This is a genomic window from Isoptericola sp. b408 (assembly GCF_030588085.1).
Taxonomy (GTDB): Bacteria; Actinomycetota; Actinomycetes; order Actinomycetales; family Cellulomonadaceae; genus Isoptericola; species Isoptericola sediminis.
On sequence record NZ_JAUQYQ010000001.1, the window covers coordinates 183,953 to 208,940 of the forward strand.

The following is a 24,988-nucleotide window of genomic DNA, read 5'->3' on the forward strand; positions in this document are numbered from 1 at the left end:
GGCCACCTCCGTCCTGGCCGCGGCTCGAGCGTTCCTCTACCGGTCCGGAGCGCCGTGTCTCCCCTGCTGATACGGCCCGCTCGTCGACCCTCGAGCTTTGTTGCGTCTCTGCGCAATCATGCAGACAATGGGTCGGTGCTGCAGGTCCTCGCCCACCCGGTCTACCGTCGGCTCTTCCTCGCCCAGCTCGTCGCCCTCGCCGGCACCGGGCTCGCCACCGTCGCCCTCGGGCTGCTCGCCTACGACCTCGCCGGGGCCGAGGCCGGGCAGGTCCTCGGCACCGCGCTCGCGGTGAAGATGGTCGCCTACGTGTTCGTCGCCCCGCTGGCGGCGGCCGCGGTCGTCCGGCTGCCCCGGCGGTCGGTGATGATCGGCTCCGACGTCGTGCGGCTGCTCGTCGCGGTGTCCCTGCCCTTCGTCGGCGAGGTCTGGCAGGTCTACGTCCTCGTCTTCGTGCTGCAGGCGGCCTCGGCCACGTTCACCCCGACGTTCCAGTCCGTGATCCCCGACGTGCTCGACGACGAGGAGGACTACACCGCGGCGCTGTCCCTGTCCCGGCTGGCCTACGACCTCGAGGCCGTCCTGTCCCCCGTGCTGGCGGCCGGGCTGCTGCTCGTCGTCCCCAGCTCGACCCTCTTCTTCGGCACCGCCGCCGGCTTCGGGGCGTCCGCGCTGCTCGTCGCAGCGACGGTCCTGCCGCGCCGTGGCGCCGACGCCGGCGGGGACGGCCCGCAGATGCCCTTCGGCGAGCGTGCCCGGCACGGGATCCGCCTCTTCGTCCGCACCCCGGCGCTGCGGCCGGTCCTGGCACTCAACATGGCCGTGGCCGCGGCCGGGGCGTTCGTCATCGTCCAGACGGTCGTGATCGCGCGCTCCGCGTTCGGGCAGGGCGAGGACGTCGTCGCGCTGCTGCTGGCCGCCAACGGCGCCGGCTCCATGACGGCGGCCTTCGCCCTGCCCCGGCTGCTGCGCCGCCGGCCCGAACGGCTCGTGATGCTCACGGGGGCCGTTGCCCTCACCGTGGCCACCGCCGTCGTCCCCCTCGCGCTGGCGGCCCCGTCGCCGGTGGCCGGGCTGACGGCCGTCGCGGCGCTGTGGGTGCTCGTCGGCCTCGGCTGGGCGTCGGTGGAGACCCCCGTGGGCCGGATCGTGCGTCGCACGGTCGCTCCCGGCGACCGCCCGGCGGCCTTCGCGGCGCACTTCGCCCTGCTGCACGCCTGCTGGCTGCTCACCTACCCCCTCGCCGGTCTGCTCGGCGTGGGCCTCGGGCTGAGCAGCACCGCGCTCGTGCTCGCGGCCCTCGCGGCGGCCGCGACGACGACGGCCGCCCTGCTGTGGCCGCGCCGACCCGGACGTCCGGCCACGACGGGGACGACGGCGCGAGGGACGGTGCCATCATGAGTCCCGTGGCCCCCGCCGAGCGCAGCGCACCCCCGGACGCCGAGCTCGACCGCGCCGTCGAGGTGCTGCGACTCCTCGCCGACCGCACCCGCCTGGCGATCCTCGTCATGCTCGACGGCACCGAGATGTCGGTCGGGTCGATCGCCACGGCGCTCGACCGCCCCGTCCCCGCGGTCTCCCAGCACCTGGCCAGGCTGCGTGCCAGCCGGCTGGTCACGTCGCGGCGCGACGGCACCACCGTCTACTACGGCCAGCCCGACGAGCACGTCGCCGCGCTCGTCGCGAACGTGCTGCACCACACGGAGCACCTGCTCTACGAGGTCCCGCCGCACCACCGCTCCCCCTGAACGGACGCGCCGTCCGACCCGCACGGGTCGTCCCCCGCTCGACAAGCGCTGCGGGGACCTGCGGGTTAGTCTCCCGGGATGCTTCGACGATCGCCCCGGGCCCGCGCTCTGGCCCGCGCCGGCGCCTTCGCCGTCGCCGGATTCGTCCCGGTGCTCGTCCTGGCCTGGTTCGTCCGCACGAACGCCACGGTGCAGGAGGCCGACCAGGCCGTCGTCGACGCCGCCGTGTCGGTCACGCTGGACAACGACTGGCTCCTGGACACCTTCGTCGTCTGGTCGGCGGTCACCCAGCCCGGCTGGGTCGTGCTGGCCGGCGGCGCGGTCGCCCTGTGGATGTGGCGCCGACACGACTACCCCGGGCGCGCCCTGTGGGCGGTCGGGACGTTGCTCGCCTCGTGGGGGCTGGCCAACCTCGCCAAGGAAGCCGTCGGACGGGTGCGGCCGGTCGTCGACGAGGTGATCCTCGACGCGCCCGGCCTCAGCTTCCCCTCCGGGCACGCGACGTCCTCAGCGACCGCCGCGGTGACGATCACCCTGCTGGTCTGGCCGGTCCTCGGCCGGGTCGGCCGGGTCGTCGTCCCGCTGGTCGCCACCACGTTCGCGCTGATCACCGCCGCCGACCGCATCTTCCTCGGGGTGCACTTCCCCTCGGACGTGGTCGCCGGCATCCTCCTGGGCGTCACCATCTCCGGTGCGTCCTACCTCGGGTACCGCGGGTGGTCACCCACCACCCGCACCACAGATGCGGAGATTCGATGAACGCCTTCGTCCACCGCTACGAGCTCGACACCAGTCGGCCGACCAAGGGACAGGCCGCCCGGGACGCGGCGGTGCGCGCGCTGGGTCCCGCCGTCCTCGGCTGGCTCGTGCTCCTCGGCGTCGGGTTCCTCGTCGTCGGCCCCCTGAACGACTTCCCCCAGGGGAACACGGTCGAGCAGTGGTTCGCCGATCAGCGGACGTCCACGATGAACACCGTCTCGGAGTGGCTGGGTCGCTTCGGCATGACCGAGGTCGTGATCGGCGTGACCGCGCTGACGGTCGGGATCCTGTGGTGGCGCACCCGCCAGTGGTGGTTCGCCCTCGTGCCGGCGCTCGCGGTCTCCCTGCAATCCCTGCTGTTCATCACCAGCTCCGCCCTGGTCGGGCGGGAGCGCCCGGACGTCGAGCACCTCGACCCGGCCCCGCCGACCTCGAGCTTCCCCAGCGGTCACACCGGTGCGGCGACGGCGCTGTGGCTGACCATGGCGCTGCTCGCCCAGCGCATCTCGAACCCGGTGCTGCGCCGACTGGTCACGGTGGTGTGCGTGGCCATCCCGTTCATCGTCGGCATCTCCCGGATCTACCGCGGCATGCACGGTCCGCTCGACGTCGTCTTCGGCCTGCTCAACGGCCTGTTGTGCGTGGTCGTCGCCTGGTGGTACCTGCGCCGGGACACGTCCGGGGCCGCGCGGACGCGCTGACCCGCCGCGCACTTCTCAGAGCTGCTGGCGCACGCCGGCCGACCGGGCGACTCCCTCGAGCTGCTCCTCCAGGTCGTCGCGCAGCGGCTTGAGTCCGGCTCCCCGACGCAGCACGGGGAGCCGGACGGGGTGGTCGACCTCCTCCAGGACGAACCCGAGCGCGGCGTAGAGCGCCATCGCGGCCAGGACCAGCCCGAGGACACCGGCGGTCGTCTCCCATGCGCCGGACCCGGTGAACTCGGCGACGCCCGTGACCGCGAAGCGCACGCCGGAGCCGATCATGACGGCGGCCGCGACGACCTTGCCGCCCGCCGCCGTCGCCGGGACGACCATGGCGAGGGCGGCGGTGATCAGCAGCACGCCGAGCGCCGGGCTCGAGGACCCGGGCGGTGACGTCAGCGTCGAGACCGCGAGCATGGCCCAGACCCCGGACACCACGGCCATCCCCGTGCCGGCGATCGGGTCGCGCGCCCCGAAGCCGATGATCGCGGCGAGGAGCTGCAGCGGGACGGTGAGCACGAGGACGGCGAGGGCCACGGTGCTCTCCTCGGCGGTGCTGAGGATCTCCAGCTGCAGACAGCTGAACCCGACCGTCGCCACGGCCAGCGCCATGAAGCCGAGGGGAAGCGGGTTGCCCGTGGGGCGGAGCACGATGCGCGTGATCTCGAGCTGTTCGCTGCGCGTGCGCTGCCCGTCGTCGGTGTCGTTCATCGCTCCACACAACACGAGGACCAGTGACCCCACAACATCGGGACGGGCCCCTGCCTCCGCCCCGGGGAGCGGGCCTCGTGCGAACTCGTTGATCTATACCCACTGGGGGTATAGCCTCCCTGGTGACGACCACCCCTCGGTGGTGGCAGGAGAGGAGAGACGATGAGCACGAACACGTACCAGGTCACCGGCATGACCTGCGGCCACTGCGAGATGTCGGTCCGCGAGGAGGTCGGCGAGGTTCCCGGGGTCGAGGAGATCCAGGTGAGCGCCGAGACCGGCACGCTCGTGGTCACCGGTCCCGCCGAGGAGTCCAAGGTCCTGGCGGCGGTCGACGAGGCCGGCTACTCCGCGGTCCGCGTCGGCTGACTCCCCTCGGGGCGCTCGACCGCGGAGGACGACTCAGTCGATCTCCTCCCCGGCGAGCGCCCTGGCCGCGAGGCGTTCGTCCTCGCTGACCTCCCACACCTCCCAGGCGGCCCGCCCGGCGAGGCCGATGATGACGCAGCCCAGGACGAGGTCCGGCCAGCCGGACCCGGTCCACGCCGTCACGAGGCCCATGGCGATCACGGCGACGTTGACGAGCACGTCGTTGCGGGCCGACAGGAACGCCGCCCGGCTGAGCGACCCGCCGTGGTGCCGCACGCCGACCAGCAGCCATGCCGCCGTGCCGTTGACGACGATCGCCCCCGCGGACGCGAGGACGAGCGGGACCACCTCGGGCGCCTCGGGGGCGCTGGACCGCTGCACCGCCTCCCAGGCGGCGAAGGCCGCCGGACCCAGGATGATCACGGCCATGACCTTGCCCATGGCCGCGCGGCGGGCCAACGGCCAGCCCAGCGCGAGCAGGATGAGCAGGTTGACCGCCGTGTCCTCGAGGAAGTCGACGCTGTCGGCGAGCAGCGAGACCGACCCCGCGCTCAGCGCCACGAAGAACTCGACGAAGAAGTAGGCGAAGTTCAGCGCGGCGACGACGGCGACGACCCGTCGCAGCCGGGCGACGGGGATCTCGGTCACGGGTTCCCGACGCCCTCGGGGAGCAGATCGGCCGGCACCCGCTCGAGCAGGTCGTCGCAGGCCGCCGCGTCGCCCGACTGGCACTGGCCGCCCAGCTCCTGGAGCTCGTCGGCGTCACCCAGCATGCCCCCGAGCTCCTGCAGGTCCTCGAACGAGTAGTCGCCGGTGACGCCGCCGAGCAGCAGGTCCGGGACGCTGACCTCGCCCGCGGCGATCGCGTCCGCCTGGTCCAGGGCGGCCTCGATGTCCTCGCCGTAAGCGTCCCAGAACATCAACCCGCCGACGACCAGCAGCGTGGTGAACAGCACCTGCAGCGTCCCGAGCGTCATCCCGGTCCGCGCCATGCCACGGCCGTTCGTCCCCCGCCGGCGCGTGCGGTCGAGGCCGATGCCGCCGAACACGATCGCCAGGATCCCGACGAGCGGCACCACGATCCCGAGCAGGCCCGCGATCAGGGACGCCACCGCCGTCGGCTCGGTGCCGCGACGCGGGCCGGCGCCGCTCTCGCGCGGTGGTGCGGGGGCAGACGGCGCCGGGCGCTGTTGCGGAGCCGGGCGCTGTTGGGGAGCCGGCCGCTGCGTCGGCGTTGCCGCGGGTCGCGGCGCCGCGGCGGGTCCGGGCGCCGCGGCGGTCCGCTGCGCGGGTGCCGGCGTCGATCGCGGGAAGGCAGCGGCTGACGGCGGCGTCGCGGACGACCGGTCGGCCGGCATCACCCGGGTCCCCCAGGGCGTGGCGTCACGACCGCGGTCGGCGGCGGGCAGCACCGACTCCCGGCGCGGCCGGCCGGCGAGGGGCTGCGTGGCCGGCATCGCGCCACCACCGAGGACCTGCGTCTCCTGCCCGGCGTCGCGGTCGAACACCTGCGTGTCCTGACCCGCCCCCGCGGCCAGGGGCTGCGTCTCCTGCCCCGCGTCGCGGTCGAACACCTGCGTGTCCTGACCCGCCCCCGCGGCCAGGGGCTGCGTCTCCTGCCCGGCATCGCGGTCGAACACCTGCGTGTCCTGCGCCGACGGGGCCGGTGGAGGCTCCTCGGTGTGCGCCGGCAGGACCTGCGTCGCGTCGTCGGGGTCGGGTCCCGTCCCCTCGGCGTCGGTCCGGTCGGGGCGGTGCTGCTCGTTCATGCGGCTCCCGTGTCGAAGTCAGCACCGATGCTATGCCCCGGGCGGCGACCCCGGACAGCCCCGGCCCGGTGGCGACACCCGGGTGACCGTCGTGTGCACGGTCCGCGAGCGCCTCGCGCGAGCATCGCGACCAGGGTGGCCACGGGGCGCCGTTGGCCGGAGGATCACCCTGTGAGCACCTCCGAGCCGACCGCGCCCGAGCCGCCGGTCCGTCGCCGCCGCGCCCGGTGGTGGTGGATCGGCGCGCTCGTCGTGCTGCTCGCTGCTGCGGTCGTGGTCGCCGGTGAGCTCGAGCACCGTGCCTGGGAGTCGCAGGTCGCCGAGTACGAGGAGGAGGTCGCCCGTCTCACCGACGCCGCCGACACCTCCCGCGGACGCTCCGAGGACGCCTACGCGGACAGCCGCGAGACCCTCACCGCCGCCGTCGAGGACGGCCGGCCCGTGTACCGGCGCAGCGAGGGCCAGGTGGCGGACCCCGCGGTCCGCGAGCCGTTGGGCGCCGCCCTCACGGAGGCGCGGAAGCTGCGGGACGCCGAGGTCAGCTACCCGGTCGAGACCCGCACGGTCGAGGCGGTCACCCGCCCGAACCCGTTCTTCCCGGAGACGTTGCCACAGGTGGAGGTCGAGGTCGTCGACGGGTCGGACCCCTCGCCGGAGGCGCTCGACGACGCCGCCGCGGAGGTCCTGGAGACGAGCGACGCCGTCGCCGCCGCACGCCGCCAGTGGGCCGTCGACGAGCTGCAGCCCGCCGTCGTCCAGGGCCGTGACGCGCTGACGGACCTCACCGCGCAGGACGCCGACCTCGACCTCGGCACCCTCGACACGGCGGTCTCCGACGCCGAGGCGATGCTCGACGCCGGCGTCGACGCCGTGGACCCCGACGAGGCCGTGCGCCTGCGGGACACCCTGCTCGAGACCAGCACGTCCCTGTGGCGCACCCGGCTGGACCAGATCACCGCCGAGCGCCGTGCGGCGGCGCGTGCCGAGGGCGTCGACTGCCGGGTGGACAAGTGCGTCGCCCTGACCTTCGACGACGGTCCCGTGGCGCAGACCGAACGGCTGCTGCGGATCCTCGACCGCAAGGACGCACCGGCCACGTTCTTCATGGTGGGCGACAACGTCGCCAAGAACCCGCAGATCGCCCGCGCCGTCGCCGACGCGGGGCACCTCGTCGCCAACCACTCGTGGAGCCACCCGCAGCTCACCACCCTCGACGACGCCGAGGTGCGCGAGGAGCTGCGCAGCACCTCCGACGCGATCCGCGAGGCGACCGGGTCCACCCCGTTCCTGCTGCGGCCGCCCTACGGTGACGTCGACGGCCGGGTGCGCACGCTCGCGACCCGCAGCGGGCTCGACGTCATGACCTGGAACCTCGACACGCTCGACTGGCAGACCCGCGACGCGAAGGAGACCCGCCGTCGGGTCCGCGAGCAGGTGGAGCCCGGGAGCAACGTGCTGCTGCACGACATCCACGCGACCTCGGTCGACGCCGTCGGCAAGATCATCAAGGACCTGCGCGACGAGGACTACGTGCTGGTCACGGCCGACCTGCTCGTCGACGACGAGGACTGACGCCCCGCCCCGCCCGGCCGGACGACGCGTCGGGACGCGCGCCGGTCAGCGCCGGCGGTGCCGTGCCAGCACCGCCCGGCAGTCGGTGCCGACCGGCAGCACCCCGTAGCCGGCGCCGCGGTCCTCCCCGAGCCGCGCGGCGACGAACGCCTCGGCGCTGCCCGACGGCGCGTGCCGCACCATCAGCGACGCCTGCAGCGCCAGGGCGAGCGACTCGACGACGCGGCGGGCCTGCGCCTGCTGCGCGCCGTCGTCGGACCGGGCGAGCTCGGTGAGCAACCGCTGCGTGCGCGCGACGTGCGCGTCCAGGGTGGGGTGCGCCCCCGCCGTCGTGCCGAGCTCGGCACGGAACGCCTCGACAGACTCCGGCTCGCGCGCCATCGCCCGCAGCACGTCCAGGGCGATGACGTTGCCCGACCCCTCCCAGATGGCCATGACGGGCTGCTCGCGGTACCGGCGTGCCAGCGGGAACGCCTCGGTGTACCCGTTGCCGCCCAGGCACTCCATCGCCTCGAACGCGTGGTGCGGGCCGCGCTGGCACACCCAGAACTTGCTCACCGCCGTGGCCAGACGGCGGAACGCCCGCTCGGCGTCCGTCTCGGCGTCGTACGCCGCCGCCAGGCGCATCGAGGTCAGGGTCGCGGCCTCGGACTCCAGCGCGAGGTCGGCGAGCACGGCCGTCATGGCGGGCTGGTCGACCAGGTGCGCCCCGAACGCGCTGCGGTGGTCCGCGTGCCACAAGGCCTCGGCGACCCCCTGGCGCATGCCGGCCGCCGACCCGTGGACGCAGTCCAGCCGGGTGCGCGACACCATCTCGATGATGGTGCGCACCCCGCGGCCGGGCTCCCCGACGAGATACCCGACGGTGCCGTCGAGCTCGACCTCCGCCGACGCGTTCGACCGGTTGCCGAGCTTGTCCTTGAGCCGCTGGATGCGGAACGCGTTGCGGGTGCCGTCCTCGAGGACGCGCGGCACCAGGAAGCACGTCGGTGACCCGGGCGGCCCGGCGTCCTCGCCTCCGGCCTGGGCCAGGACGAGGAACGCGTCCGACATCGGGGCCGAGCAGAACCACTTGTGCCCGGTGAGCAGGTACGTCCCGGCCGGGCCGGCGGGGACGGCCGCCGTGGTGTTGGCGCGGACGTCCGACCCGCCCTGCTTCTCCGTCATGGCCATGCCGACGAGCACGCCGGGTTTGTCCCCGGGAGCGGCCGGCGTGCCGTCGTAGGCGGACGACAGCAGGCGCGGTTCCCAGACGGCGGCGAGCTCCGGCGCGTGCCGCAGGGAGGGCACGGCCGCGTGCGTCATCGAGACGGGGCACGCATGGCCGGGCTCGACCTGCGAGAACAGCGAGAAGACGGCGCCCCGCACGACGTTCGCCCCGGGCCCCGGCTCCGCCCAGGCGCCCGTGTGCGCCCCGCGCTCGACGGCGGCGGCGAGCACCTCGTGGTAGGCGGGGTCGTACTCGACCTCGTCGAGGCGGCGGCCACGCCGGTCGTGGGTGTGCAGCACCGGCTCGTGGATGTTCGCCCGCTCGGCCGCGTGCTGGAATGCCGCGGTCCCGACGTGCGCCCCGGCCTCGACCAGTCGCTCCTCGCCCCAGTCGCCGCCGAACGCGTGCACCGCCTCGCGCAGCACCGGGAAGTCCAGGTACTCGTTGACGTCGACGCGTTCCGGCGGCTGGTTCACGACCTGGTGGGTGGTGCGGGGTGCCGGCTGACGCTGCGCGGGGTCCGGCGTCGCGACGTCCGGGGTCGTGGCGGGCGGACTCGCGGTCATGGGATCCTCCGTCGTCGTCGACCTCGTCCTCGAGGGGCCGGCTCCAGGATGTCCCCCCGGGGCACCTGCTCGCTACCCAGTGGCGCCGGCTCCCGTCGAGGCGCCCGGTGACGAGGTCGAGGACCGGCCGAGCTCGGTCACCAGCCGCCGGGTGAGGGGTGCGGGGACCTCGTGCCGGTCGGCGGCCCGCAGCACGGCCCCGCCGATGGCGTCGAGCTCCAGGGGCCGCCCGGCCTCGGCGTCACGCTGCATGGACGAGCGCGCCTCGGGCGGGAACGTGTCGTAGAAGCGCAGGGCCGTCTGGCTGGTGTCGGGACCGCCGCCGGCCCGGCCGATCGCGGCGACCTCCGCGACGAGCGCCGCGAGGGTGTCGCGACGCTCGGTCCGGAGCGTCCCGATCGGCTCCCCGTGGTAGGTCGTCAGCAGGGCGAAGGGCGCGAGGAGCCCGAGCTTGCCCCACAGCATCGCCCCCTCGTCGTCGCGGACCAGCGTGGTGACCCCCGCGTCCCGCAGGATCGTCGCCGCGGCCTCGAGCCGGTCGGGGGGCGCGGTGCTGCTGGCCAGGTCCACCTCGACGAAGGGGCTGCCGTGCACGATCCGCCCGGGAGCGGTCCGGGTGGACTCGACGCGGATGACACCGGCGGCGACGGACGCCGGCGCGAACCGCTCGCGCAGGGCGGCGACGTGCTCGACCCCGTTGAGCAGCGGCACGACGAGCCCGGCGGCGACGTGCTCGGCGGGGACCCGGTCCAGGGCCTCCGGCAGCGACGGGTGCTTGACGGCGACCAGGCACAGGTCGACCGGCTCGCGCAGCTCGGTGTCCGCCTCGACCTCGGCCGAGAAGTCCCCGAAGAAGCCGCTGGTGACGCGGAGGCCGTCGGAACGGAGGGTCGACGCCGTCTCGGGGCCGGCCAGGACGATCACGCGATGGCCCGCCCGGGCGGCCAGCGCTCCCACCAGCCCGCCGACGCCCCCCGGGCCCAGCACGGCGATCGTCGAACGACGTGACGTCCGTTCCGCCATCGTCCACCTTCTTCCTGCGAATCGGGTCAGAGGTTGGTCAACGTAGCGCACCCGTGATCTACCCGTGACAACTCGCGGCGGGAGGGATAGTGTCCAGGCAGCTCACACCCCAGGTGAGATGTCCGAGGCGGGCGCCGAGCCCTGTCACCGCCCCGGAGCCGGACGACACGAACGACAGGGACGGGGGACCCACTCTCGGGCACCACGGTGCCCTCGGGGTGAAGCCGTGCAGGGACGCCCTGCCGGCCGGGTCAGTCTCCGACCCGAACCCGACAGCTAACCCCGCAGGCGCCAGGAGAATGTTCGATGCGACCCCGCACCGCCCGATGAGGCACACGCGCGACCTGCCCGCGCTCCCCGACGCGACCGCACGACCCGCACCCACGAGGGCACGTGCCAAGGGACGACACACCGCGAGCCACGCGGCTCGACGCCGCCGCACCGGCCCGACCTGGTCCTCGCTCGCGCCCACGAGCTGGCCGCTGAGCATCGGCCTGGGCCTCGCCGTCACGATGGCGACCACGACCGGCATGGCCGTGGCCTCCAACACGACCGAGCTGCCGCGCGCCACGAGCCCGGAGGCCGCGCCCTCCGGCGTCCGCGCCCCGGGTGACGCCGCCGCCGACCTCGCGGCCGTGACGAGCGCCGCGAAGCAGGCGGCCCTGCTCGCCGACCGTGGCCAGGCCGCCTCCCGGAACGCCGACCGGGCCGCGCCGACGACGTCCCGCGCGGCCGGTGGCTCGGTCGGCGGCACCGTCGTGCCGGCGGACGCCACGATGTCCGCGGAGAAGGTCGCCCTGTCCGTCGAGGCGGCGCCCGAGCCCCCGCCGCCGCCGCTGCCCGGCTGCGACGGCTACGCCAGCGGCACCGGGTCCAACGGGTACGTCCCCGAGAGCGAGATGTGCACCCTGTGGGACGGGACCACCCGGATCCGCGCCGACGCGGGTGTCGCCCTCGCCCGGCTCAACCTGGCCTACCGCGTGGTCTTCGGCGAGAACATGTGCATCACCGACGGCTACCGGAGCTACTCCGCGCAGGTCGCGACCAAGGAGGCCAAGGGGTACCTGGCCGCCACGCCCGGCACCTCGAACCACGGGTGGGGTCTGGCCGTGGACCTCTGCCCGGAGACGTACTCCGGCAGCCGCTACGACTGGCTCCGCGCGAACGCGCCGGCCTACGGCTGGGACAACCCCGACTGGGCGATCTACGACAAGTACGAGCCGTGGCACTGGGAGTACACGGACGCCGTCACCGAGATGGGCGGCTGAGACCGGACGATCTCAAGGCCCCACCGGGCCGCCGAGGTCGTCCGGGGTGAAGGCGGCGAGGTCGACCGACGCCTCGCCCCGCCCACCGGAGGACCAGGTCAGGGTCCCGGCGCCGCTGGCCAGGTCGACCTCGAGGACCGCGACGGCGTCGGGCACCTCGACGCCGCGGCGCTCCATGCTCAGCACCGTGCCGTGGAGCGTCGCGTCGACGTCGCCGTCGAACGCCGGGAACGTGTTGCGGAACCGGCACAGGGCCAGCATCCGCCGCACCACCGGCGTCTCGAGCGCGGCGTCGATCTCCTCCGCCGTGTAGTGGTGGCGGTTGATGTCCCGCCCCACGCCCGTACGCTGCAGGAGCTCGACGTCGTTCTCTCCCGCCAGCAGGCCGACGTAGTAGACCTGCGGGATGCCGGGCGTGAAGAGCTGGAGCGCTCGCGCGGCGAGATAGCGCGCGTCGTCGCGGCCGAGCGCGTCGTAGAAGGTCGAGTTCACCTGGTACAGGTCGAGGTTCGACGCCGCGGCACCCGTCGCCGCGGCCGACGCACCGCCGGTCCGCTCGTGGATCCCCTCCACGAGGGCGTCGATCTGGGCCGGGTCCAGCAGGCCGGGGCGATCCGGCTCCCCCGGTTCGACGGTCTGGTCGGGGCCGACGTCGATGACCCCGATCCCGTCGTGGGTGTCGAGCACCGTGACGGCGTTGCGGGGACGTTCACGCAGCCAGTCGAGCAGCGCCGTGCCGTCGCCGGTGTACAGCGCGTGCAGCACGAGCGGAGGCAGCGCGAAGTCGTAGACGAGGTCCACCTCCCGCGCGATCTCGATCTGACGCCGGTAGTAGGAGTGCACCTCGACCAGGACGTCCACACCCCGCTCCCGCGCCCGTGCCGCGAAGTCCGCGATGAAGGCGAAGGTCTCGGGCGTCATGAAGCACGTGCTGCCCGGCGTCTTGACCGCGTACCCGACGGCGTCGAGGCGCACCTGGCGCACCCCGGCCGCCGCGACCGTGTCGAGGATCGAGGTGAGGTAGTCCTGGCCGAGCTCGGAGCTCAGGTCGATGTCGATCTGCTGGGGCGTGAACGTCGTCCACACGTAGCGCAGCGCGTCCCCGAGCCGCAGCGCCGTGAACGGCAGCCCGGGCCGGGGCCGGTAGATGCGGGCCAGCTCCTCCTCCCGTGCGCCGTCCGGGAAGACCGACGACATCGTGAGGAACATCGGTGCCCACGGCGAGGCGTCGCCGTGGGCGACGACGTCGCGGAACGCCGCGGAGTCGGCGGAGACGTGGTTGACGATGAGGTCGACCATCACGTCGTGGGTGCGGGACAGGTCACGCACGTCGTCCCATGTCCCCAGGCGCGGGTCGACGGCCGTGTGGTCGACGGGGTCGAAGCCGGCGTCCGCGCCGTCGAAGGGCGTGTAGAACGGCAGGACGTGCACGCCCCCGAACGACTCGGCGACCTCGTAGCGGCGCAGGAAGCGCGCCAGCCCCCGCAGGTCGCCGCCGAGCCGGTCGGCGTAGGCGATGAGCTGGACCTGGTCCGCGGTTCCCATGCGCTCACCCTCCGTCGGGTCCGCCGGCGTGTTCCTCGCCCGCCATCATGCGGCACCCCCGGCCTCCACGCCCACCGTGCACACCTCGTGCGTGTCACCCGGACGCTGGGAGAATGGGAGGACACGACCCGCGGGGCCCCGGACGGCCGGCAGCGAGCGCGACGGAGCCTCGACACGTACCAGGAGATGTCCCATGAACTGTTTCGAATGCGCCACCGAGCACCAGGCCACCACCCCGGCGGTCACCGTCTGCTCGCAGTGCGGCGCCGGCTCGTGCATCAAGCACACCCGGGCCGCCCACGCGCACAAGGAGGTCTACTACTCCCCCGGGGCACCCGGCGAGCGCGACCTCGGCCGCCGCATGTTCTGCACGACGTGCGCACCCGACTTCGCCCACACGATCGACGTCGCGTAGCGGCCCCGGCTAGGGAAGGGCGCCGCTGCGGCGTCCGTAACGGGCCAGCAGGTGCCACACCTGCTTCAGCGTCTGGGGGTCGACGTCGTCGGCTCCGCGCCACGGGCCCAGCAGCGCGGGCGTCAGCTCGCCCTCGGCGGCGACGGACTCGGCGAGCCGGACCGGTTCCGGCCCCCGGTAGCGCTCGTCGAACGCGGTCGGGAAGGCCCGATAGCCGGGGTGCCACTCGACGGCGCAGCCGAGCCGCTCCGCCGCCGCGGCGACCGCCGTCCCGCGGTAAGAGGGGTCCAGGACCACCGCCTCCAGGTCGCGGTCGACGCGAACCTCGCCGTGCACGTGCGCCTCGACGTAGCGGTCGAGAGGGTCGCGGCACGGGTCCGAGCGCAGCAGCACCGTCAGGCCGGACCGGTCCCGGGTGCCGAAGTCGTGCGGCGTGTGGACGCTGTCCGGGTAACAGAGGGTCGCCCGCTCGAGGACACCCGGCCGCAGCCGCAGATAGCTGGAGCCGAACCGCGGGGCCGCGCCGTAGGGGTCGCCGTCGAGCAGGAGCGCCCCGTACCGCGGGCGGGCGGCCGGTGCTGCGTCGTCGTACACGCCGCCGAAGATCCGGCTCTCCCACCGCCACCGGTCCCCGCCGGGGAAAGCGGTCAACCCGCCGTTGCTGGTCCTCGTCTCGAACTGCGACCGGTAGACGCCCTCGCGCGCGACCGTCTCCAGCACCGACCCGTGCCCGGCCGGGGCGTCCGGGTGGAAGTGGAGCACCACCCGGGCGTCCGTGGGCAGCGGACCTCCCGCGGCACGGTCCCGAACGTGCTCGACCGCGCTGCGCCACCGCTCGTCCTCGGGCTCCATGCCGGCCGAGCCTAGGCCGCCGACGGCTCCGGGTCGTCCAGGAGACGCTCGAACCGCTCGCGCTCCGGCAGATCGAGCAGCGGGTAGCCGTGCAGGACGTGCAGGTTACACATGGCGAGCACGTAGGAGTGCTCGAGCAGGTCGACGGTCGCGGTCCTCCCGAGTCGCCGCAGCACGGTGGGCACGTCCGCGTTGGAGTCCGCCCGGGCCCGCCAGGCCTCGCGGGACTCGTCGTCGTCGCCGAGCAGGTCCAGCACGGCACGGGCACGGCGGGCCCGCTCCTCCTGGTCCTTCCGGAGGAACGCGTCGGCCACCCGGTACGGGGACTGCTGGATCTGGACGATCGCGCCGCGCTGCCCTCGCCCGGTGCGCTCGCAGTCGACCCAGGTGTGCACCAGACCACGCTGGCGCCGTTCGGTCGGCACCTGGTACATCACGCTGCTGGACCGCAGCAGGGTGAACAGTTCGCCCACCAGGAACCGGCGTGCGTACCGCAGCCGCCTCCAGCTCAGCGCGGTGGTGGCGTTGACGATGACGAGCTCGTCGATGCTGCGGCCCACGACCGGCAGCTCCGGGGCGCGCTCCAGCCTCTTCTCGAGACCGTCGGGCCACTGGTCGGCCAGGTTGTCGTACACGCCGCCGTCGGTGAGCAGGAAGTCCTCGGCGACGCCGCCCTCCTGCGTACCGCCGTGAAACCCGTACGGTGCGGTCTTCAGCCGCCGCGGGGTGAAGGCGCCGGGCATACCCAGGGAGGCCTGGACGGCGGTGGACAACCTCATGTCGTTCGTCGACCCCGTGCCCAGCCGGTGGGAGTAGAGGAACCGCGGGGTGAGGTAGAGGTGCTCGGCCGACTGCAGCTCGGTCGCGCACACGACGTGGTCGAGGGACCGGTCGATGTCCCCCAGTCGCGTCGACCGTCCGTCCCGCTGGAAGTGGGTCCGGGCCAACGCGCGGTCGAGGACGTGCGAACGGCGCTCGAACCAGCGGGCCGTGAGCCCCATCAGCACGCCCCCCGCCAGCAGCGTGAGCCCGGATCGCCAGGACAGCCCGTTGAGGAACACGAAGACGATGCCGGTCAGCATCGTGGCCACGGCGACGCCGGCCCCGACGAACACCGAGATCAGGTAGGCGTTGGTGGGCGGACCCCAGAAGAAGAGACCGGTGTCGGCGAGGTGGCGCACCAGCCGCTGGATGGTGCGGTCGAACCCGGGCGGGTCGACGGTCCTGTAGTCGGTCTCCTGCGCCACGACGGCGTTGGCGATCGACCCTCCGGACACCGAGGAGATCGCGGAGACCTCCTCGTTCTTGCCGCTGTCGACGAGATAGAGCAGCGCGCCCAGCCCCCACGCCGTCGCGCGGTGCCCCCCGCCGGATATGGCCACGCCGATGTGCTGTGTCATCGGTTGTCGAGCCTACGGGCCTTCCGCAGTGCCGCAACGGATACCGACCGGCCAGGGGTGTCACCCAGCCGCCACACCTGGGGTCGACGACCCTCCTCCAGCACGGTGACCACGGTGCCCAGGGCACGCCCGTCGGTGTCCCGGTCGGCCGTGTAGTAGATCCTCAGCTCCCAGTCCTCCTCCGAGCGCTTCCCCCCGGACCCGGCCCTCGGGTCGCGGGCCTCGCGCAGGATCTCCTGCGCCAGGTCGTGCGGGAAGTGGTACCGGGGCGAGTCCGGTCCGCACGACACCACCGAGGCCCACGGCCTGATCCGTTCCATCAGCTCGAGATTGACCCCGCGCTTGGACGCGTGGTGCGAGACCTTGAAGACGTCGGCCTGCAGCAGGTCGACGTCCCCGGTCGCCGCGGCGATCGCCGCCGAGCTGGCGGAGTTCGACTTCATGAGGAACGGGAAGTCCGTCAGCACGTAGGACCACGACAACGTCTGCGCGTCCCCGCCGAGCACGAGGGAGACCTCGGACGAGCTCTTGTCCACGACGTTGCCGGCCTCGTCACGGGTGACCACGCGCGCGGCGGGATGCTGCAGGCGCATCGACAGGGAGGAGTCGTTGATCTCGACCCCGTAGGTGTCGAACCGGTTCCTGAGGTGGATCGACGGGGACAGCACGGTGATCCCGGTCCGGCCGATCCACCGGCTCAGCCCCGACGCCGGGTGGCTGTACAGCAGCCCGGTGCGCCGCTCCACCTCGGCCATCATCCGGTGGAACGCACCGATCGGGTGGAAGTACCCGGGGTCCCAGAACTCGGCGACCCGGTCGCCCAGACCGGCCAGCACCTCGGCCATCGCGCCGATGTGGTCCTGGTGCGGGTGGGTGGCCACCACGAGGGCCACGTCGTCCACGCCGGGGAGCAGGCCCTCGGCCGTGAGCGCCGCGATCAGCGACAACGGCTTGTCCCGTCCGGCGTCGACGACGACGGCGCGACGGTGCTCCGCCACCGGGTCGGTCGGCAGCAGCACCACCTGGGCGTCACCGTCACCCACGTTGAGCACGAAGTGCGCCAGGGCGTCCGGTCGCTCCTCGAGCTCGTCGACGAGGTCGCGCGCGGTGAAGTGGTCCGCCGGGATGCGCTGCGGGACGGACATGTCACACCGTCGAGGCGGCCGCACCGGCCGGAGGACGGCGAGGCCCTTCCGGGGACGGTGGTCCCGAGGACTCGTGGGCCACGTCCGCCTCCCGCAGCCGCATCGCCGGGTTGACCGCGACGACCTGCGCCGCGTGCGCGGCACGCCGCGCCGAGGCGGTCACGTCCAGGAGCTGCCAACGCCGGGGGTCGTTCCACCGGGGGTCGTCACCGGCCCGGACCCAGAACACGTCGCCCACGCGCAGCGCCCGGCCCGGGGCCGGCTGCCCCGCCTGCGCACGGCGGGCGTCGACATGCTGCTGGAACGTCGACACCCGGAAGGAGCGGACCTGCGGGTGCTCCGTGAAGACCAGGTGCCCCACGCCGTCGACCTGGGGCCACCGGTCCAGCACGAGGATGACGTGCTCGGCCTCGAGATCGTCGACGACGGCGTACCGGTCGTCCGGGTCCGGTGCGAACCGCACCCGGTCGCCCTCGGGGGCAGGTGTCCACAACCGGAGGACCCCGTGCGTCTCCCCCCGCGCCGCGCTGCGCTGCTCAGACATCCCGCACCCCGCATCCCCGAACCCGATCCCCCGACACCTCAGGCTCTCCCCGTCCCGGTCGACTCGCAGCCCACCGGCCGCGAGATCACCCGGCGCCCGGGCTCGCCCACCGCGCTCGTCGCCCTCCGGGTCGGCCGTGCGCGCGTCAGGGTCGAGTCACGGCGAGCACCGCGTGACCACCACCGGCGACCTCCACGACCCCGTCCTCGACCCGGACGCCGTCGCCCAGGAGCATCGTGGCGGTCGCGCCCGCGAGCGCCGGGATCGTGGCCTGGGCCGGCTCGCGCCGCGGGTTGACGACGACGAGGTGCTCCTCGCCGCGCAGGTAGACGAACGGATACCCGACGTGCAGGACGGTGCGCGCCCCACCGGTGCGCAGCGCCGGGGTGCGCCGACGCAGGTCCACGAGGTCGCGCACGTGGTGCAGCAGCGATCCCGGGTCCGCACGCTGGGCCGCCACGGTGGGGCGGGACGGGTCCGGGTCCTGCGGGAGGTAGAGCCGCTCGACCGGCGCGGAAGAGAAACCGCTGTTCGGCAGGGCGTCGTCCCACTGCATCGGGGTCCGGCACCCGGCACGGTCGTACCCCGGGTTCCAGCGGCTTCCCTCCGTCTCGGGCGCGTCGGGCAGGTTGCGCATCCCGATCTCGTCGCCGTAGTAGATCGACGGCAGCGACCCCCACGTCAGCAGGAACGTGAAGGCAGGGCGCAGCTGGTCACCGGTGCGCGGCCCGGCGGCGAGCCGTGAGAAGTCGTGGTCCGCCGTCGGCAGGACGACGAGCCGGTCCGCGCCGGCCCGGCGGTCCCGCTCGTCCCACTCCCGCAGGAACGTCTCCAGCGCGCGGGTGCCCGCCTCCTCGTCGACCTCGGGGTCGTAGTAGCAGGGCTCCATCGCCGCCGGGTCCTGCCAGGTCAGGTGGCCGGTGGCGCCGTTGTTGAACAGCGCGCTGTGCTCGCGCTGGATGACGAGCGCGAAGTCCGCGTCGAAGCCTCCCCGCAACCCGGCGTCGGCGGTGTTGTCGTCGTCGGCCTCCGGCAGCAGCACCGCGTCCGGGTACCGCGCGCGCATCCAGCCGGCGATCTCCCGCCACAACGCGGTGGTCGCCTCGAGGTCGGGGTCGTCCTTGACGAGGGAGAAGGCCAGGTCCACACGGAACCCGGCCACCCCGCGGTCCAGCCAGAACCCGATGATCTCCTGCAGGGCCTCGCGATTGCGCGTCGGGCCCGGGGCGTCGGTCGCCTGCCGCCACGGCTCGTCGGGGTGCGGTCGGGCGTAGCCGAAGTTCAGCGCGGGCTGGGAGTCGAAGAAGTTCTTCAGGTACCAGCCCTCGCGCGGCCCGGGCGACGGGACGAGCCCCGACCCGTCGCGGTCGGCCCAGATGTACCGGTCGTCGGAGGGGTCGGCGAGGGACCGGGCGAACCACGGGTGGTCGATCGAGGTGTGTCCCGCGACGAGGTCGAGCAGGATCCGGATGCCGCGCCGGCGGGCCTGCTCGACGAGCTCGACCATGTCCTCGTTCGTCCCGTACCGGGGCGCGATCGTCAGGTAGTCCTCGACGTCGTAGCCGGCGTCCCGGAACGGGGAGGCGAAGCACGGGTTGAACCAGATCACGTCCACCCCGAGCCACTCCAGGTGGTCGAGGTGGTCGATGACGCCCGGCAGGTCCCCGATCCCGTCGCCGTTCGAGTCGGCGAACGACTGCGGGTAGATCTCGTAGATGACGGCGTCCGCCAGCCATCCGGGTGTTTCGCCGGTCGTGCCTTCGTGCCGCTGCTCCGCCGTCGTCATGCCGCGAGCCTAGGAGCGATCGGCGTGCGGCGCGTGTCGGTGCCGCCCGTGGCATCGTGGAAGCGGCGGCGAGGAGGCGGCCATGGCGAAGGGCTGGCTGGTGCGGGCCACGGGTGTGCTGCTGCTGATCGGCGCGGCGGGCATCGGCGTCGACGCCTGGCTCTCGTGGAACCAGACGGACGGCTCCTGGGGACTGATCCTCGCCTACCTCGGCACGACGTTCGGGCTGGTCCTGCTGGTCCCCGTGATGGTGCGCCTCCGGGGCTGGGTGGCGGCCACGGGTGCCGCCGTCGGCGCCGCGAGCACGTTCGTGTTCTGGTACGGCTACCCGGAGTTCGCGATGTACGGGGGGCTCGGGTCGCTGATCCTCGGTGCCGTCATGCTCTCCCTGCCCGACTGGGGCCGCGTCGCCGCGTTCCCCTGGATCGTCTCCGGCACGCTCGGGCTGCCGGACCTCGTCCGGGAGGGCGTCTCGTGGGGTCCGGTGGCCTCGTTCTCGGTGCTCGGTGTCGCCATCGGCCTCACCGGGGCGTACGTGGTCACCCGCCCGGCGGGCGCCGGGCCACGGCACGGGACGGACGACCCTCCGACCGAGCTCCCGACCGGCCGAAACACTTCCACCTAGGCGACCGACGCGTCTCCCCAGCACGCTCGGACCCACCGGACGGGGTCACCGTCGCGGACCGCCGGTGTCGGCCAGCCGGGCGGACAGCGCCTGGGCGATCTCACCGGCCGCGTCGAGCTGGGCGGGTGAGAGGGCGTCGATGAACAGCTCGGAGACCGCCTGCAGGTGGCCGACCGAGGCGCGGCGGAAGACGTCGGCGCCCGCATCGGTCAGATGGACGCAGGAACCCCAGCCCCCGTCCGCGGGGCCCTTCCGTTCCACCAGGCCGCGACGTTCCATGCGTCCGACGTGGTGGGACAGCCGGCTGCGTTCCCAGCCGACGGCGTCCGCCAGCTCGGAGGAGCGCAGGTTGCGCGCGGGGGCCTCACGCAGCGCGAGCAGGACCGAGTAGTCCTGCAGGGACATCCCCGACTCGGACTGGAGCCGGGCGCCCAACCGCGAGCGCAGCAGCTCGGTCGTCTCGATGAACGCGCGCCAGGTCGCCAGCTGCTGCGCCGTCGGAGCGTGCCGAGCTACCTCTGCCACGGCGGGCCTCCCCTCCTCGATGGACATGTCAACCATCGGGAATAGTTGTTGACCTGTCAAGTGTTGACGTGTCAACTTCCGCCATCCTCCACCTCGATCACCTGGGGAGTCACACCGTGAGCACCACCGTTGAGTTCGGCCTCGACTCGTTCGGCGACCGCCCGATGGGCACCGACGGCGAGCTGGTCTCGCACGCCGCGGCCATCCGTCAGGTCGTCGACGAGGCCGTGCTGGCCGACCAGACCGGCGTCGACGTCATCGCCCTGGGTGAGCACCACCGCCCGGAGTACGCGATCTCCTCCCCGGACACCGTCCTGGCCGGGCTCGCCGGCGTCACGCAGAACATCCGGCTCGCCTCCGGGGTGACCGTGCTGTCCTCCGACGACCCGGTCCGGGTCTTCCAGCGCTTCGCCACCGTCGACGCCCTGTCCCGCGGGCGGGCCGAGGTCATCCTCGGCCGCGGCTCGTTCACCGAGTCCTTCCCGCTGTTCGGCTACGACCTGGCCGACTACGACCTGCTGTTCGAGGAGAAGATCCAGCTCTTCGCCGAGCTGCTCAAGGAGCAGCCCGTCACCTGGTCCGGCACCACCCGAGCAGCTCTCACCGACGCGGAGGTCTTCCCCACCACCGAGTCCGGCCACCTGAGCACCTGGGTCGGCGTCGGCGGTTCCCCGCAGTCCGTGATCCGCGCGGCCCACTACGACCTGCCTCTCATGCTCGCCATCATCGGCGGCGACCCCGCGCGCTTCCGCCCGTACGTCGACCTGTACCGGCGCGCTGCCGCGCAGCTCGGCACCACCGCCCACGCGGTCGGCATGCACTCGCCCGGCTTCATCGCCGACACCGACGAGGAGGCCCGCGAGATCTACTGGCCCCACTACCGCCTGCAGCGCGACCGCATCGGCGCCACGCGGGGCTGGCCTCCCCTGCGCAAGGAGGAGTTCGACGCCGAGATCGCGGGCGGGTCCCTCTACGTCGGCTCGCCCGAGACCGTCGCCCGCAGGATCGCCGCAGCCGTGACCAGCCTCGGCGTGGGGCGGTTCGACCTCATCTACACCACCGGCGCGCAGCCCGCCGACGCGCGCCTGCGCAACGTCGAGCTGTACGGGACCAAGGTCGTCCCCCTGGTCCGCGACCTGCTCGCCGACCAGCCCCAGGAGATCGCATGAGCACCAGCAACCAGACCCTCGGCATCATCGGCGCCGGCAAGGTCGGCACCGTCCTCGCCCGTCTCGCGGTCCGGGCCGGCTACCGCGTCCTGATCTCCGGTTCCGGGGACCCGGCGAAGATCGCCCTCACCGTCGAGGTGCTCGCGCCCGGCGCCGAACCCGTCACCACGGCCGAGGCCGCGGCGAAGGCAGACGTCGTCATCCTCGCCCTCCCGCTGGGCAAGCACCGCACGCTGCCCGCCGACGCGCTGGCCGGCAAGCTCGTCGTCGACGCCATGAACTACTGGTGGGAGACCGACGGCCACCGTGAGGACCTCGCCCGGCCCGCCAGCTCCACCAGCGAGCTCGTCCAGGCCTCGCTGCCCGACGCCCGCGTCGTCAAGGCGTTCAACCACATGGGGTACCACGACCTGGAGGACGGCTCCCGGCCCGCCGGTCACGCCGAGCGCAAGGCGATCGCCGTCGCGGGGGACGACGTCGACGACGTCACCGCCGCGGCCGCCGTCGTCGACGATCTCGGCTTCGACCCGGTCGTCACCGGCGCTCTCGCCACCGGCCGGCGGCTCGAACCGGGGCATCCCGCCTTCGGCGCGAACGTCGACGCGGACCGGCTCCGGCTCCTCACCGAGTCGGCCGCAGCCTGACCCCACCTCGTCCGTCCCAGTCCACCCGGGAGACCCGTCATGTCCACGACCATCAGTCACGCCGTCGAGATCGACCGCGCACCGGCCGACGTCTGGAGCGTGCTCGCCGACACCGCTCGCTACCCGGACTGGAACCCGTTCATCACGCGCCTCTCCGGGGACCTCGAGGTGGGGTCCCGGCTCGAGGCCGTGATCGAGCCTCCCGGCGGGCGCCCGATGACCTTCCGGCCCACGGTCGTCGACCGGGAGCCGGGGCGGGTGCTGCACTGGCGGGGCCGCCTCCTGCTCCCCGGGATCTTCGACGGCGACCACCGCTTCGAGCTCGACGAGCTCTCCTCCGGCCGGACGCTGCTGACCCAGAGCGAGACCTTCAGCGGCGTCCTGGTGCCGTTGCTCCGGTCGATCCTCGCCCCGACACGGCTCGGGTTCGAGCAGATGAACGATGCCCTCAAGGCACGCACGGAAGCACTGCCCGCCGCCCGGTCGTGACCACGCGGCCGGCGCGACCGCATCAGGAGTGCCGGGCGAGGAACCGGCGCATCAGGGGCGCCACCTCGTCGAGCGCGCTCTCGAGCAGGAAGTGCCCGCCGTCGAGCAGGTGGATCTCGGGGTCGTGGGCGTGGCGGCGGAACGCTTCGGCGCCCGCGGGTCCGAAGATCTCGTCGTTCTTGCCCCAGACGGCGAGGACCGGCACGCGGGAGTCTCGCAGGTACTCGTGGAGGGCCGGGTAGAGCCGGACGTTGGTGACGTAGTCGCGGAAGAGCGCGAGCTGGGCCCGGTCGTTGCCGGGCCGGGCGACCAGCGCGGCGTCGTGCCGCCAGGTGTCCGGGCTCACGACGGCTGGGTCGGGAACGCCGTGGGTGTACTGCCACCGGATGGCCTCCTCGCCGAGCGCCGGCCGCAACGCGGCCTCGGTCTCGGCGTTCGGCTCGGCGGCGTAGGCCCACACGTCCGACCAGAACCCCTCGACGAAGCCCTCCTCGTAGGCGTTGCCGTTCTGGCTGACGACGGCCCACACCCGCTCGGGGTCCTCCAGCGCGAGGCGCCAGCCGATCGGGGCCCCGTAGTCCTGGACGTAGATCGCGTAGGTGTCGACGCCGAGGGCTTCGAGGAGCTTCGCGGTGTGCGCGGCCAGGGCGTCGAAGGTGTACCCGAACTCGTCCACCGACGGCGCGTCGGAGAGCCCGAACCCGATGTGGTCGGGCGCGATCACGTGGAAGTCGCCGGCCAGCTCGGGGATGAGGTGGCGGAACATGAACGAGCTGGTCGGGTAGCCGTGCAGCAGCACGACGGTGGGAGCATCGGGGTCGCCCGCCTCCCGGTAGAAGACTCGCAGCCCCTCGATGTCCACGAAGCGGTGGTAGGTGTTCACGACGACGCCCTTCCGTCTAAAATGGTTTCGGTGGTTAGGTCAGTAGACCACGCTGGACCTAACCGTTCAAGACCATTGAGGAGGTTAGAGATGATGGCGGACGACGATTCCGTCGATGCGCTGCTCGCGCTGCTCAACTCCACACCCGTCACGGACGGCGTCGCCGAGGACCTGATGGCCGACCCGGCCCACGCGGCGGACCTCGCGCGACGCTTCGGCGGGCAGGGGACGACGAGCGAGGTGCGCGAGCTGGCCCGAGCCCGGGACGGCCTGCAGGAGGCCGTGCGCACCGGAACGGTCGGCGACGAGCTGGACCAGATCCTTCACGACGTCGCACAGGCGCCGTCGCCGCTCACCCCGGACGGCCTGCGCTGGCGGCTCGCCGGTCCCGCCGCGACGCTGCCCGCGGCGCGCGCGATCATCACCTGGTCCGAGCTCGCCGCCGACAAGCCCGGCAGGCTCCGCCCGTGCGGGAACCCCGACTGCCGACGGTTCCTCATCGACCGGTCCAAGGGCAACACGGCACGGTGGTGCTCCATGGCCACCTGCGGCAACCGCATGAAGGCGCGCCGCCACTACTCGCGACAGCAGGCCCGGGAGACCACCTGACGGGATCGCGCGCGAGGGCGCGGTCACCGTGAGTCAGCGGTGGTCCCCACCCGGCTCCCGCCCGACGCGGCCGCCGCGTCGAGCAGCGCGGCAGCGGCACGGCGGGCCTGCGGCGCGACGTCGTCGTCCCGGGTGATCGCCGCCGTGGTCTGCGCGCCCTCGACGAGGAGGTCGACCTGCAGTGCGACGTCATCGGGGAGCCCTTCCCGGCGGACCAGGTCGCGGACGTACGCCCGGACCGACTCCTTCTGCTCACGCACGGCGGCCACCACCCGGGGCGACGTCGCGCCGAGCTCGCCGAAGGAGTTGATGAACGCACAGCCGCGGAAGTCGTCCTCGCGGAACCACGCCTCGAGGAAGTCGAACACGGACAGCAGCTGCTCCCGGGGTGAGCCCGCCCCCTCGGCGGCCCGGTCGACACCGCTCCACCAGATCGTCGTCCGGTGGGCCAGCACCGCGACGACGAGATGCTCCTTGGACGGGAACAGGGCGTAGATCCGCTTCAGCGACATCCCCGCCTCGGCACGGACCGCGTCCATGCCGACGTTCTGGATGCCACGGACGTAGAACAGCCGGTCGGCGGCCGTGACGATCGCCTCCCGGGCGCCCGCGTCGTCGAGCTTCGTCACGCCGACCACCTCCCGGGAACAAAACCATCGTT

Annotated in this window: 26 protein-coding genes, 1 pseudogene and 1 riboswitch; of the genes and pseudogenes, 13 read left to right on the forward strand and 14 right to left on the reverse strand. The window is 73.3% G+C overall.

All coding sequences use genetic code 11. From position 1 onward, the window contains the following. Positions 1-135 precede the first annotated feature (135 nt). The 4 genes from Q6347_RS00845 to Q6347_RS00860 all read left to right on the forward strand — a co-directional run bounded on the left by Q6347_RS00845 (position 136) and on the right by Q6347_RS00860 (position 3,208). A complete protein-coding gene (locus Q6347_RS00845; protein ID WP_304604833.1) occupies positions 136-1,401 on the forward strand; it encodes an MFS transporter in 1,266 nt (421 codons plus the stop codon). Beyond that, complete coding sequence (locus tag Q6347_RS00850; RefSeq protein WP_304606381.1) at positions 1,398-1,748, forward strand: helix-turn-helix transcriptional regulator; 351 nt, start codon at positions 1,398-1,400, stop codon at positions 1,746-1,748. Before Q6347_RS00845 ends, Q6347_RS00850 begins: the two co-directional genes overlap by 4 nt. Before the next feature lie 78 nt (positions 1,749-1,826). Then, positions 1,827-2,507 (forward strand): phosphatase PAP2 family protein, encoded by a 681-nt coding sequence (locus tag Q6347_RS00855; protein ID WP_304606382.1) that lies wholly within the window; start codon positions 1,827-1,829, stop codon positions 2,505-2,507. Beyond that, the gene (locus tag Q6347_RS00860; protein ID WP_304606384.1) at positions 2,504-3,208 is read left to right on the forward strand and encodes a phosphatase PAP2 family protein; all 705 of its coding nucleotides are present in this window, start codon (positions 2,504-2,506) and stop codon (positions 3,206-3,208) included. The genes Q6347_RS00855 and Q6347_RS00860 overlap by 4 nt, the downstream gene beginning before the upstream one ends. A 15-nt stretch (positions 3,209-3,223) precedes the next feature. Here Q6347_RS00860 and Q6347_RS00865 read toward each other — a convergent pair whose 3' ends face one another. Then, entirely contained in the window at positions 3,224-3,919 is a 696-nt protein-coding gene (locus Q6347_RS00865; RefSeq protein WP_304606386.1) for a GPR1/FUN34/YaaH family transporter, read from the reverse strand. Between the two features lie 162 nt (positions 3,920-4,081). Here Q6347_RS00865 and Q6347_RS00870 point away from each other — a divergent pair, with 162 nt between their 5' ends. Beyond that, entirely contained in the window at positions 4,082-4,288 is a 207-nt protein-coding gene (locus tag Q6347_RS00870) for a heavy-metal-associated domain-containing protein (RefSeq protein ID WP_171246600.1), read from the forward strand. A gap of 33 nt (positions 4,289-4,321) precedes the next feature. Here the strand turns inward: Q6347_RS00870 and Q6347_RS00875 are convergent, their stop codons facing one another. Together Q6347_RS00875 and Q6347_RS00880 are read right to left on the reverse strand one after the other, a co-directional pair. Beyond that, the gene (locus Q6347_RS00875; RefSeq protein WP_304606387.1) at positions 4,322-4,936 is read right to left on the reverse strand and encodes a cation transporter; all 615 of its coding nucleotides are present in this window, start codon (positions 4,934-4,936) and stop codon (positions 4,322-4,324) included. After that, positions 4,933-6,057 (reverse strand): DUF4190 domain-containing protein, encoded by a 1,125-nt coding sequence (locus Q6347_RS00880; protein ID WP_304606388.1) that lies wholly within the window; start codon positions 6,055-6,057, stop codon positions 4,933-4,935. Before Q6347_RS00880 ends, Q6347_RS00875 begins: the two co-directional genes overlap by 4 nt. A gap of 171 nt (positions 6,058-6,228) precedes the next feature. Here Q6347_RS00880 and Q6347_RS00885 point away from each other — a divergent pair, with 171 nt between their 5' ends. Then, positions 6,229-7,629 carry a polysaccharide deacetylase family protein gene (locus tag Q6347_RS00885; protein ID WP_304606389.1) on the forward strand — a complete coding sequence of 467 codons (1,401 nt, stop codon included), beginning with the start codon at positions 6,229-6,231 and terminating at the stop codon, positions 7,627-7,629. A gap of 45 nt (positions 7,630-7,674) precedes the next feature. Here Q6347_RS00885 and Q6347_RS00890 read toward each other — a convergent pair whose 3' ends face one another. Beyond that, positions 7,675-9,405 carry an acyl-CoA dehydrogenase family protein gene (locus Q6347_RS00890; RefSeq protein WP_304606390.1) on the reverse strand — a complete coding sequence of 577 codons (1,731 nt, stop codon included), beginning with the start codon at positions 9,403-9,405 and terminating at the stop codon, positions 7,675-7,677. A gap of 72 nt (positions 9,406-9,477) precedes the next feature. Next, on the reverse strand, positions 9,478-10,428 hold the full coding sequence (locus tag Q6347_RS00895; RefSeq protein ID WP_304606391.1) for a ketopantoate reductase family protein: 951 nt from the start codon (positions 10,426-10,428) through the stop codon (positions 9,478-9,480). Between the two features lie 140 nt (positions 10,429-10,568). Next, a riboswitch (cyclic di-AMP (ydaO/yuaA leader) is annotated at positions 10,569-10,735 on the forward strand. A gap of 19 nt (positions 10,736-10,754) precedes the next feature. Between Q6347_RS00895 and Q6347_RS00900 the strand changes: the two genes are divergently transcribed. Next, the gene (locus tag Q6347_RS00900) at positions 10,755-11,696 is read left to right on the forward strand and encodes a D-alanyl-D-alanine carboxypeptidase family protein (protein WP_304606392.1); all 942 of its coding nucleotides are present in this window, start codon (positions 10,755-10,757) and stop codon (positions 11,694-11,696) included. A gap of 12 nt (positions 11,697-11,708) precedes the next feature. Here Q6347_RS00900 and gtfA read toward each other — a convergent pair whose 3' ends face one another. Then, positions 11,709-13,241 (reverse strand): sucrose phosphorylase, encoded by a 1,533-nt coding sequence (gene gtfA, locus Q6347_RS00905; RefSeq protein WP_304606393.1) that lies wholly within the window; start codon positions 13,239-13,241, stop codon positions 11,709-11,711. A gap of 193 nt (positions 13,242-13,434) precedes the next feature. Between gtfA and Q6347_RS00910 the strand changes: the two genes are divergently transcribed. Further along, entirely contained in the window at positions 13,435-13,656 is a 222-nt protein-coding gene (locus Q6347_RS00910; protein WP_304603047.1) for a DUF2180 family protein, read from the forward strand. A 9-nt stretch (positions 13,657-13,665) separates the two neighbouring features. Here the strand turns inward: Q6347_RS00910 and Q6347_RS00915 are convergent, their stop codons facing one another. The 5 genes from Q6347_RS00915 to Q6347_RS00935 form a co-directional block, all read right to left on the reverse strand. Further along, entirely contained in the window at positions 13,666-14,508 is an 843-nt protein-coding gene (locus tag Q6347_RS00915; protein ID WP_304606394.1) for a DUF3626 domain-containing protein, read from the reverse strand. 11 nt (positions 14,509-14,519) lie between these two features. Beyond that, the gene (locus Q6347_RS00920) at positions 14,520-15,908 is read right to left on the reverse strand and encodes a patatin-like phospholipase family protein (protein WP_304603045.1); all 1,389 of its coding nucleotides are present in this window, start codon (positions 15,906-15,908) and stop codon (positions 14,520-14,522) included. Then, on the reverse strand, positions 15,905-17,053 hold the full coding sequence (locus tag Q6347_RS00925; protein ID WP_304606395.1) for a ComEC/Rec2 family competence protein: 1,149 nt from the start codon (positions 17,051-17,053) through the stop codon (positions 15,905-15,907). The genes Q6347_RS00920 and Q6347_RS00925 overlap by 4 nt, the downstream gene beginning before the upstream one ends. Position 17,054: 1 nt before the next feature. Continuing rightward, positions 17,055-17,597, reverse strand: coding sequence for a hypothetical protein (locus Q6347_RS00930; RefSeq protein WP_304603043.1), 543 nt, complete (start codon positions 17,595-17,597; stop codon positions 17,055-17,057). Between the two features lie 145 nt (positions 17,598-17,742). Further along, positions 17,743-19,383 carry an alpha-amylase family glycosyl hydrolase gene (locus Q6347_RS00935; RefSeq protein ID WP_304606396.1) on the reverse strand — a complete coding sequence of 547 codons (1,641 nt, stop codon included), beginning with the start codon at positions 19,381-19,383 and terminating at the stop codon, positions 17,743-17,745. A gap of 82 nt (positions 19,384-19,465) precedes the next feature. Here Q6347_RS00935 and Q6347_RS00940 point away from each other — a divergent pair, with 82 nt between their 5' ends. Then, positions 19,466-20,008, forward strand: coding sequence for a hypothetical protein (locus Q6347_RS00940; protein ID WP_304603041.1), 543 nt, complete (start codon positions 19,466-19,468; stop codon positions 20,006-20,008). Between the two features lie 45 nt (positions 20,009-20,053). Here the strand turns inward: Q6347_RS00940 and Q6347_RS00945 are convergent, their stop codons facing one another. Beyond that, on the reverse strand, positions 20,054-20,569 hold the full coding sequence (locus tag Q6347_RS00945; RefSeq protein ID WP_304606397.1) for a MarR family winged helix-turn-helix transcriptional regulator: 516 nt from the start codon (positions 20,567-20,569) through the stop codon (positions 20,054-20,056). Positions 20,570-20,649: 80 nt separating this feature from the next. Here Q6347_RS00945 and Q6347_RS00950 point away from each other — a divergent pair, with 80 nt between their 5' ends. From Q6347_RS00950 to Q6347_RS00960, 3 genes and pseudogenes are all read left to right on the forward strand, one after another. Beyond that, positions 20,650-21,702: an LLM class flavin-dependent oxidoreductase gene (locus Q6347_RS00950; RefSeq protein WP_304603039.1), complete on the forward strand. Its 1,053-nt coding sequence runs from the start codon at positions 20,650-20,652 to the stop codon at positions 21,700-21,702. Next, positions 21,669-22,346 (forward strand): annotated as a pseudogene (locus tag Q6347_RS00955) (NADPH-dependent F420 reductase); the annotation flags it as partial. The gene Q6347_RS00950 and the pseudogene Q6347_RS00955, both read left to right, overlap by 34 nt. Positions 22,347-22,385: 39 nt before the next feature. After that, positions 22,386-22,835, forward strand: coding sequence for an SRPBCC domain-containing protein (locus Q6347_RS00960; protein ID WP_304606398.1), 450 nt, complete (start codon positions 22,386-22,388; stop codon positions 22,833-22,835). A gap of 22 nt (positions 22,836-22,857) precedes the next feature. Here Q6347_RS00960 and Q6347_RS00965 read toward each other — a convergent pair whose 3' ends face one another. After that, a complete protein-coding gene (locus Q6347_RS00965) occupies positions 22,858-23,718 on the reverse strand; it encodes an alpha/beta fold hydrolase (RefSeq protein WP_304606399.1) in 861 nt (286 codons plus the stop codon). Positions 23,719-23,811: 93 nt separating this feature from the next. On the opposite strand from Q6347_RS00965, the gene Q6347_RS00970 reads away from it, so the two are divergent. Then, positions 23,812-24,327, forward strand: coding sequence for a CGNR zinc finger domain-containing protein (locus tag Q6347_RS00970; protein ID WP_304606400.1), 516 nt, complete (start codon positions 23,812-23,814; stop codon positions 24,325-24,327). Between the two features lie 23 nt (positions 24,328-24,350). On the opposite strand, the gene Q6347_RS00975 is transcribed toward Q6347_RS00970, so the two are convergent. Next, positions 24,351-24,956 (reverse strand): TetR/AcrR family transcriptional regulator, encoded by a 606-nt coding sequence (locus tag Q6347_RS00975; RefSeq protein ID WP_304603034.1) that lies wholly within the window; start codon positions 24,954-24,956, stop codon positions 24,351-24,353. Positions 24,957-24,988: the final 32 nt, after the last annotated feature.

Bases quoted from the DNA above. Each gene is read 5' to 3' on its own strand.
- Q6347_RS00940 (WP_304603041.1), top strand. From the start codon at position 19,466: ATGGCGAAGGGCTGGCTGGTGCGGGCCACGGGTGTGCTGCTGCTGATC.
- Q6347_RS00970 (WP_304606400.1), top strand. From the start codon at position 23,812: ATGGCGGACGACGATTCCGTCGATGCGCTGCTCGCGCTGCTCAACTCC.
- Q6347_RS00925 (WP_304606395.1), bottom strand. From the start codon at position 17,053: ATGTCCGTCCCGCAGCGCATCCCGGCGGACCACTTCACCGCGCGCGAC.
- Q6347_RS00860 (WP_304606384.1), top strand. From the start codon at position 2,504: ATGAACGCCTTCGTCCACCGCTACGAGCTCGACACCAGTCGGCCGACC.
- Q6347_RS00920 (WP_304603045.1), bottom strand. From the start codon at position 15,908: ATGACACAGCACATCGGCGTGGCCATATCCGGCGGGGGGCACCGCGCG.
- Q6347_RS00895 (WP_304606391.1), bottom strand. From the start codon at position 10,428: ATGGCGGAACGGACGTCACGTCGTTCGACGATCGCCGTGCTGGGCCCG.
- Q6347_RS00870 (WP_171246600.1), top strand. From the start codon at position 4,082: ATGAGCACGAACACGTACCAGGTCACCGGCATGACCTGCGGCCACTGC.
- Q6347_RS00880 (WP_304606388.1), bottom strand. From the start codon at position 6,057: ATGAACGAGCAGCACCGCCCCGACCGGACCGACGCCGAGGGGACGGGA.
- Q6347_RS00900 (WP_304606392.1), top strand. From the start codon at position 10,755: ATGAGGCACACGCGCGACCTGCCCGCGCTCCCCGACGCGACCGCACGA.
- Q6347_RS00865 (WP_304606386.1), bottom strand. From the start codon at position 3,919: ATGAACGACACCGACGACGGGCAGCGCACGCGCAGCGAACAGCTCGAG.
- Q6347_RS00910 (WP_304603047.1), top strand. From the start codon at position 13,435: ATGAACTGTTTCGAATGCGCCACCGAGCACCAGGCCACCACCCCGGCG.
- Q6347_RS00960 (WP_304606398.1), top strand. From the start codon at position 22,386: ATGTCCACGACCATCAGTCACGCCGTCGAGATCGACCGCGCACCGGCC.
- Q6347_RS00850 (WP_304606381.1), top strand. From the start codon at position 1,398: ATGAGTCCCGTGGCCCCCGCCGAGCGCAGCGCACCCCCGGACGCCGAG.
- gtfA (WP_304606393.1), bottom strand. From the start codon at position 13,241: ATGGGAACCGCGGACCAGGTCCAGCTCATCGCCTACGCCGACCGGCTC.
- Q6347_RS00935 (WP_304606396.1), bottom strand. From the start codon at position 19,383: ATGACGACGGCGGAGCAGCGGCACGAAGGCACGACCGGCGAAACACCC.
- Q6347_RS00855 (WP_304606382.1), top strand. From the start codon at position 1,827: ATGCTTCGACGATCGCCCCGGGCCCGCGCTCTGGCCCGCGCCGGCGCC.
- Q6347_RS00945 (WP_304606397.1), bottom strand. From the start codon at position 20,569: ATGGTTGACATGTCCATCGAGGAGGGGAGGCCCGCCGTGGCAGAGGTA.
- Q6347_RS00915 (WP_304606394.1), bottom strand. From the start codon at position 14,508: ATGGAGCCCGAGGACGAGCGGTGGCGCAGCGCGGTCGAGCACGTTCGG.
- Q6347_RS00890 (WP_304606390.1), bottom strand. From the start codon at position 9,405: ATGACCGCGAGTCCGCCCGCCACGACCCCGGACGTCGCGACGCCGGAC.
- Q6347_RS00930 (WP_304603043.1), bottom strand. From the start codon at position 17,597: ATGTCTGAGCAGCGCAGCGCGGCGCGGGGGGAGACGCACGGGGTCCTC.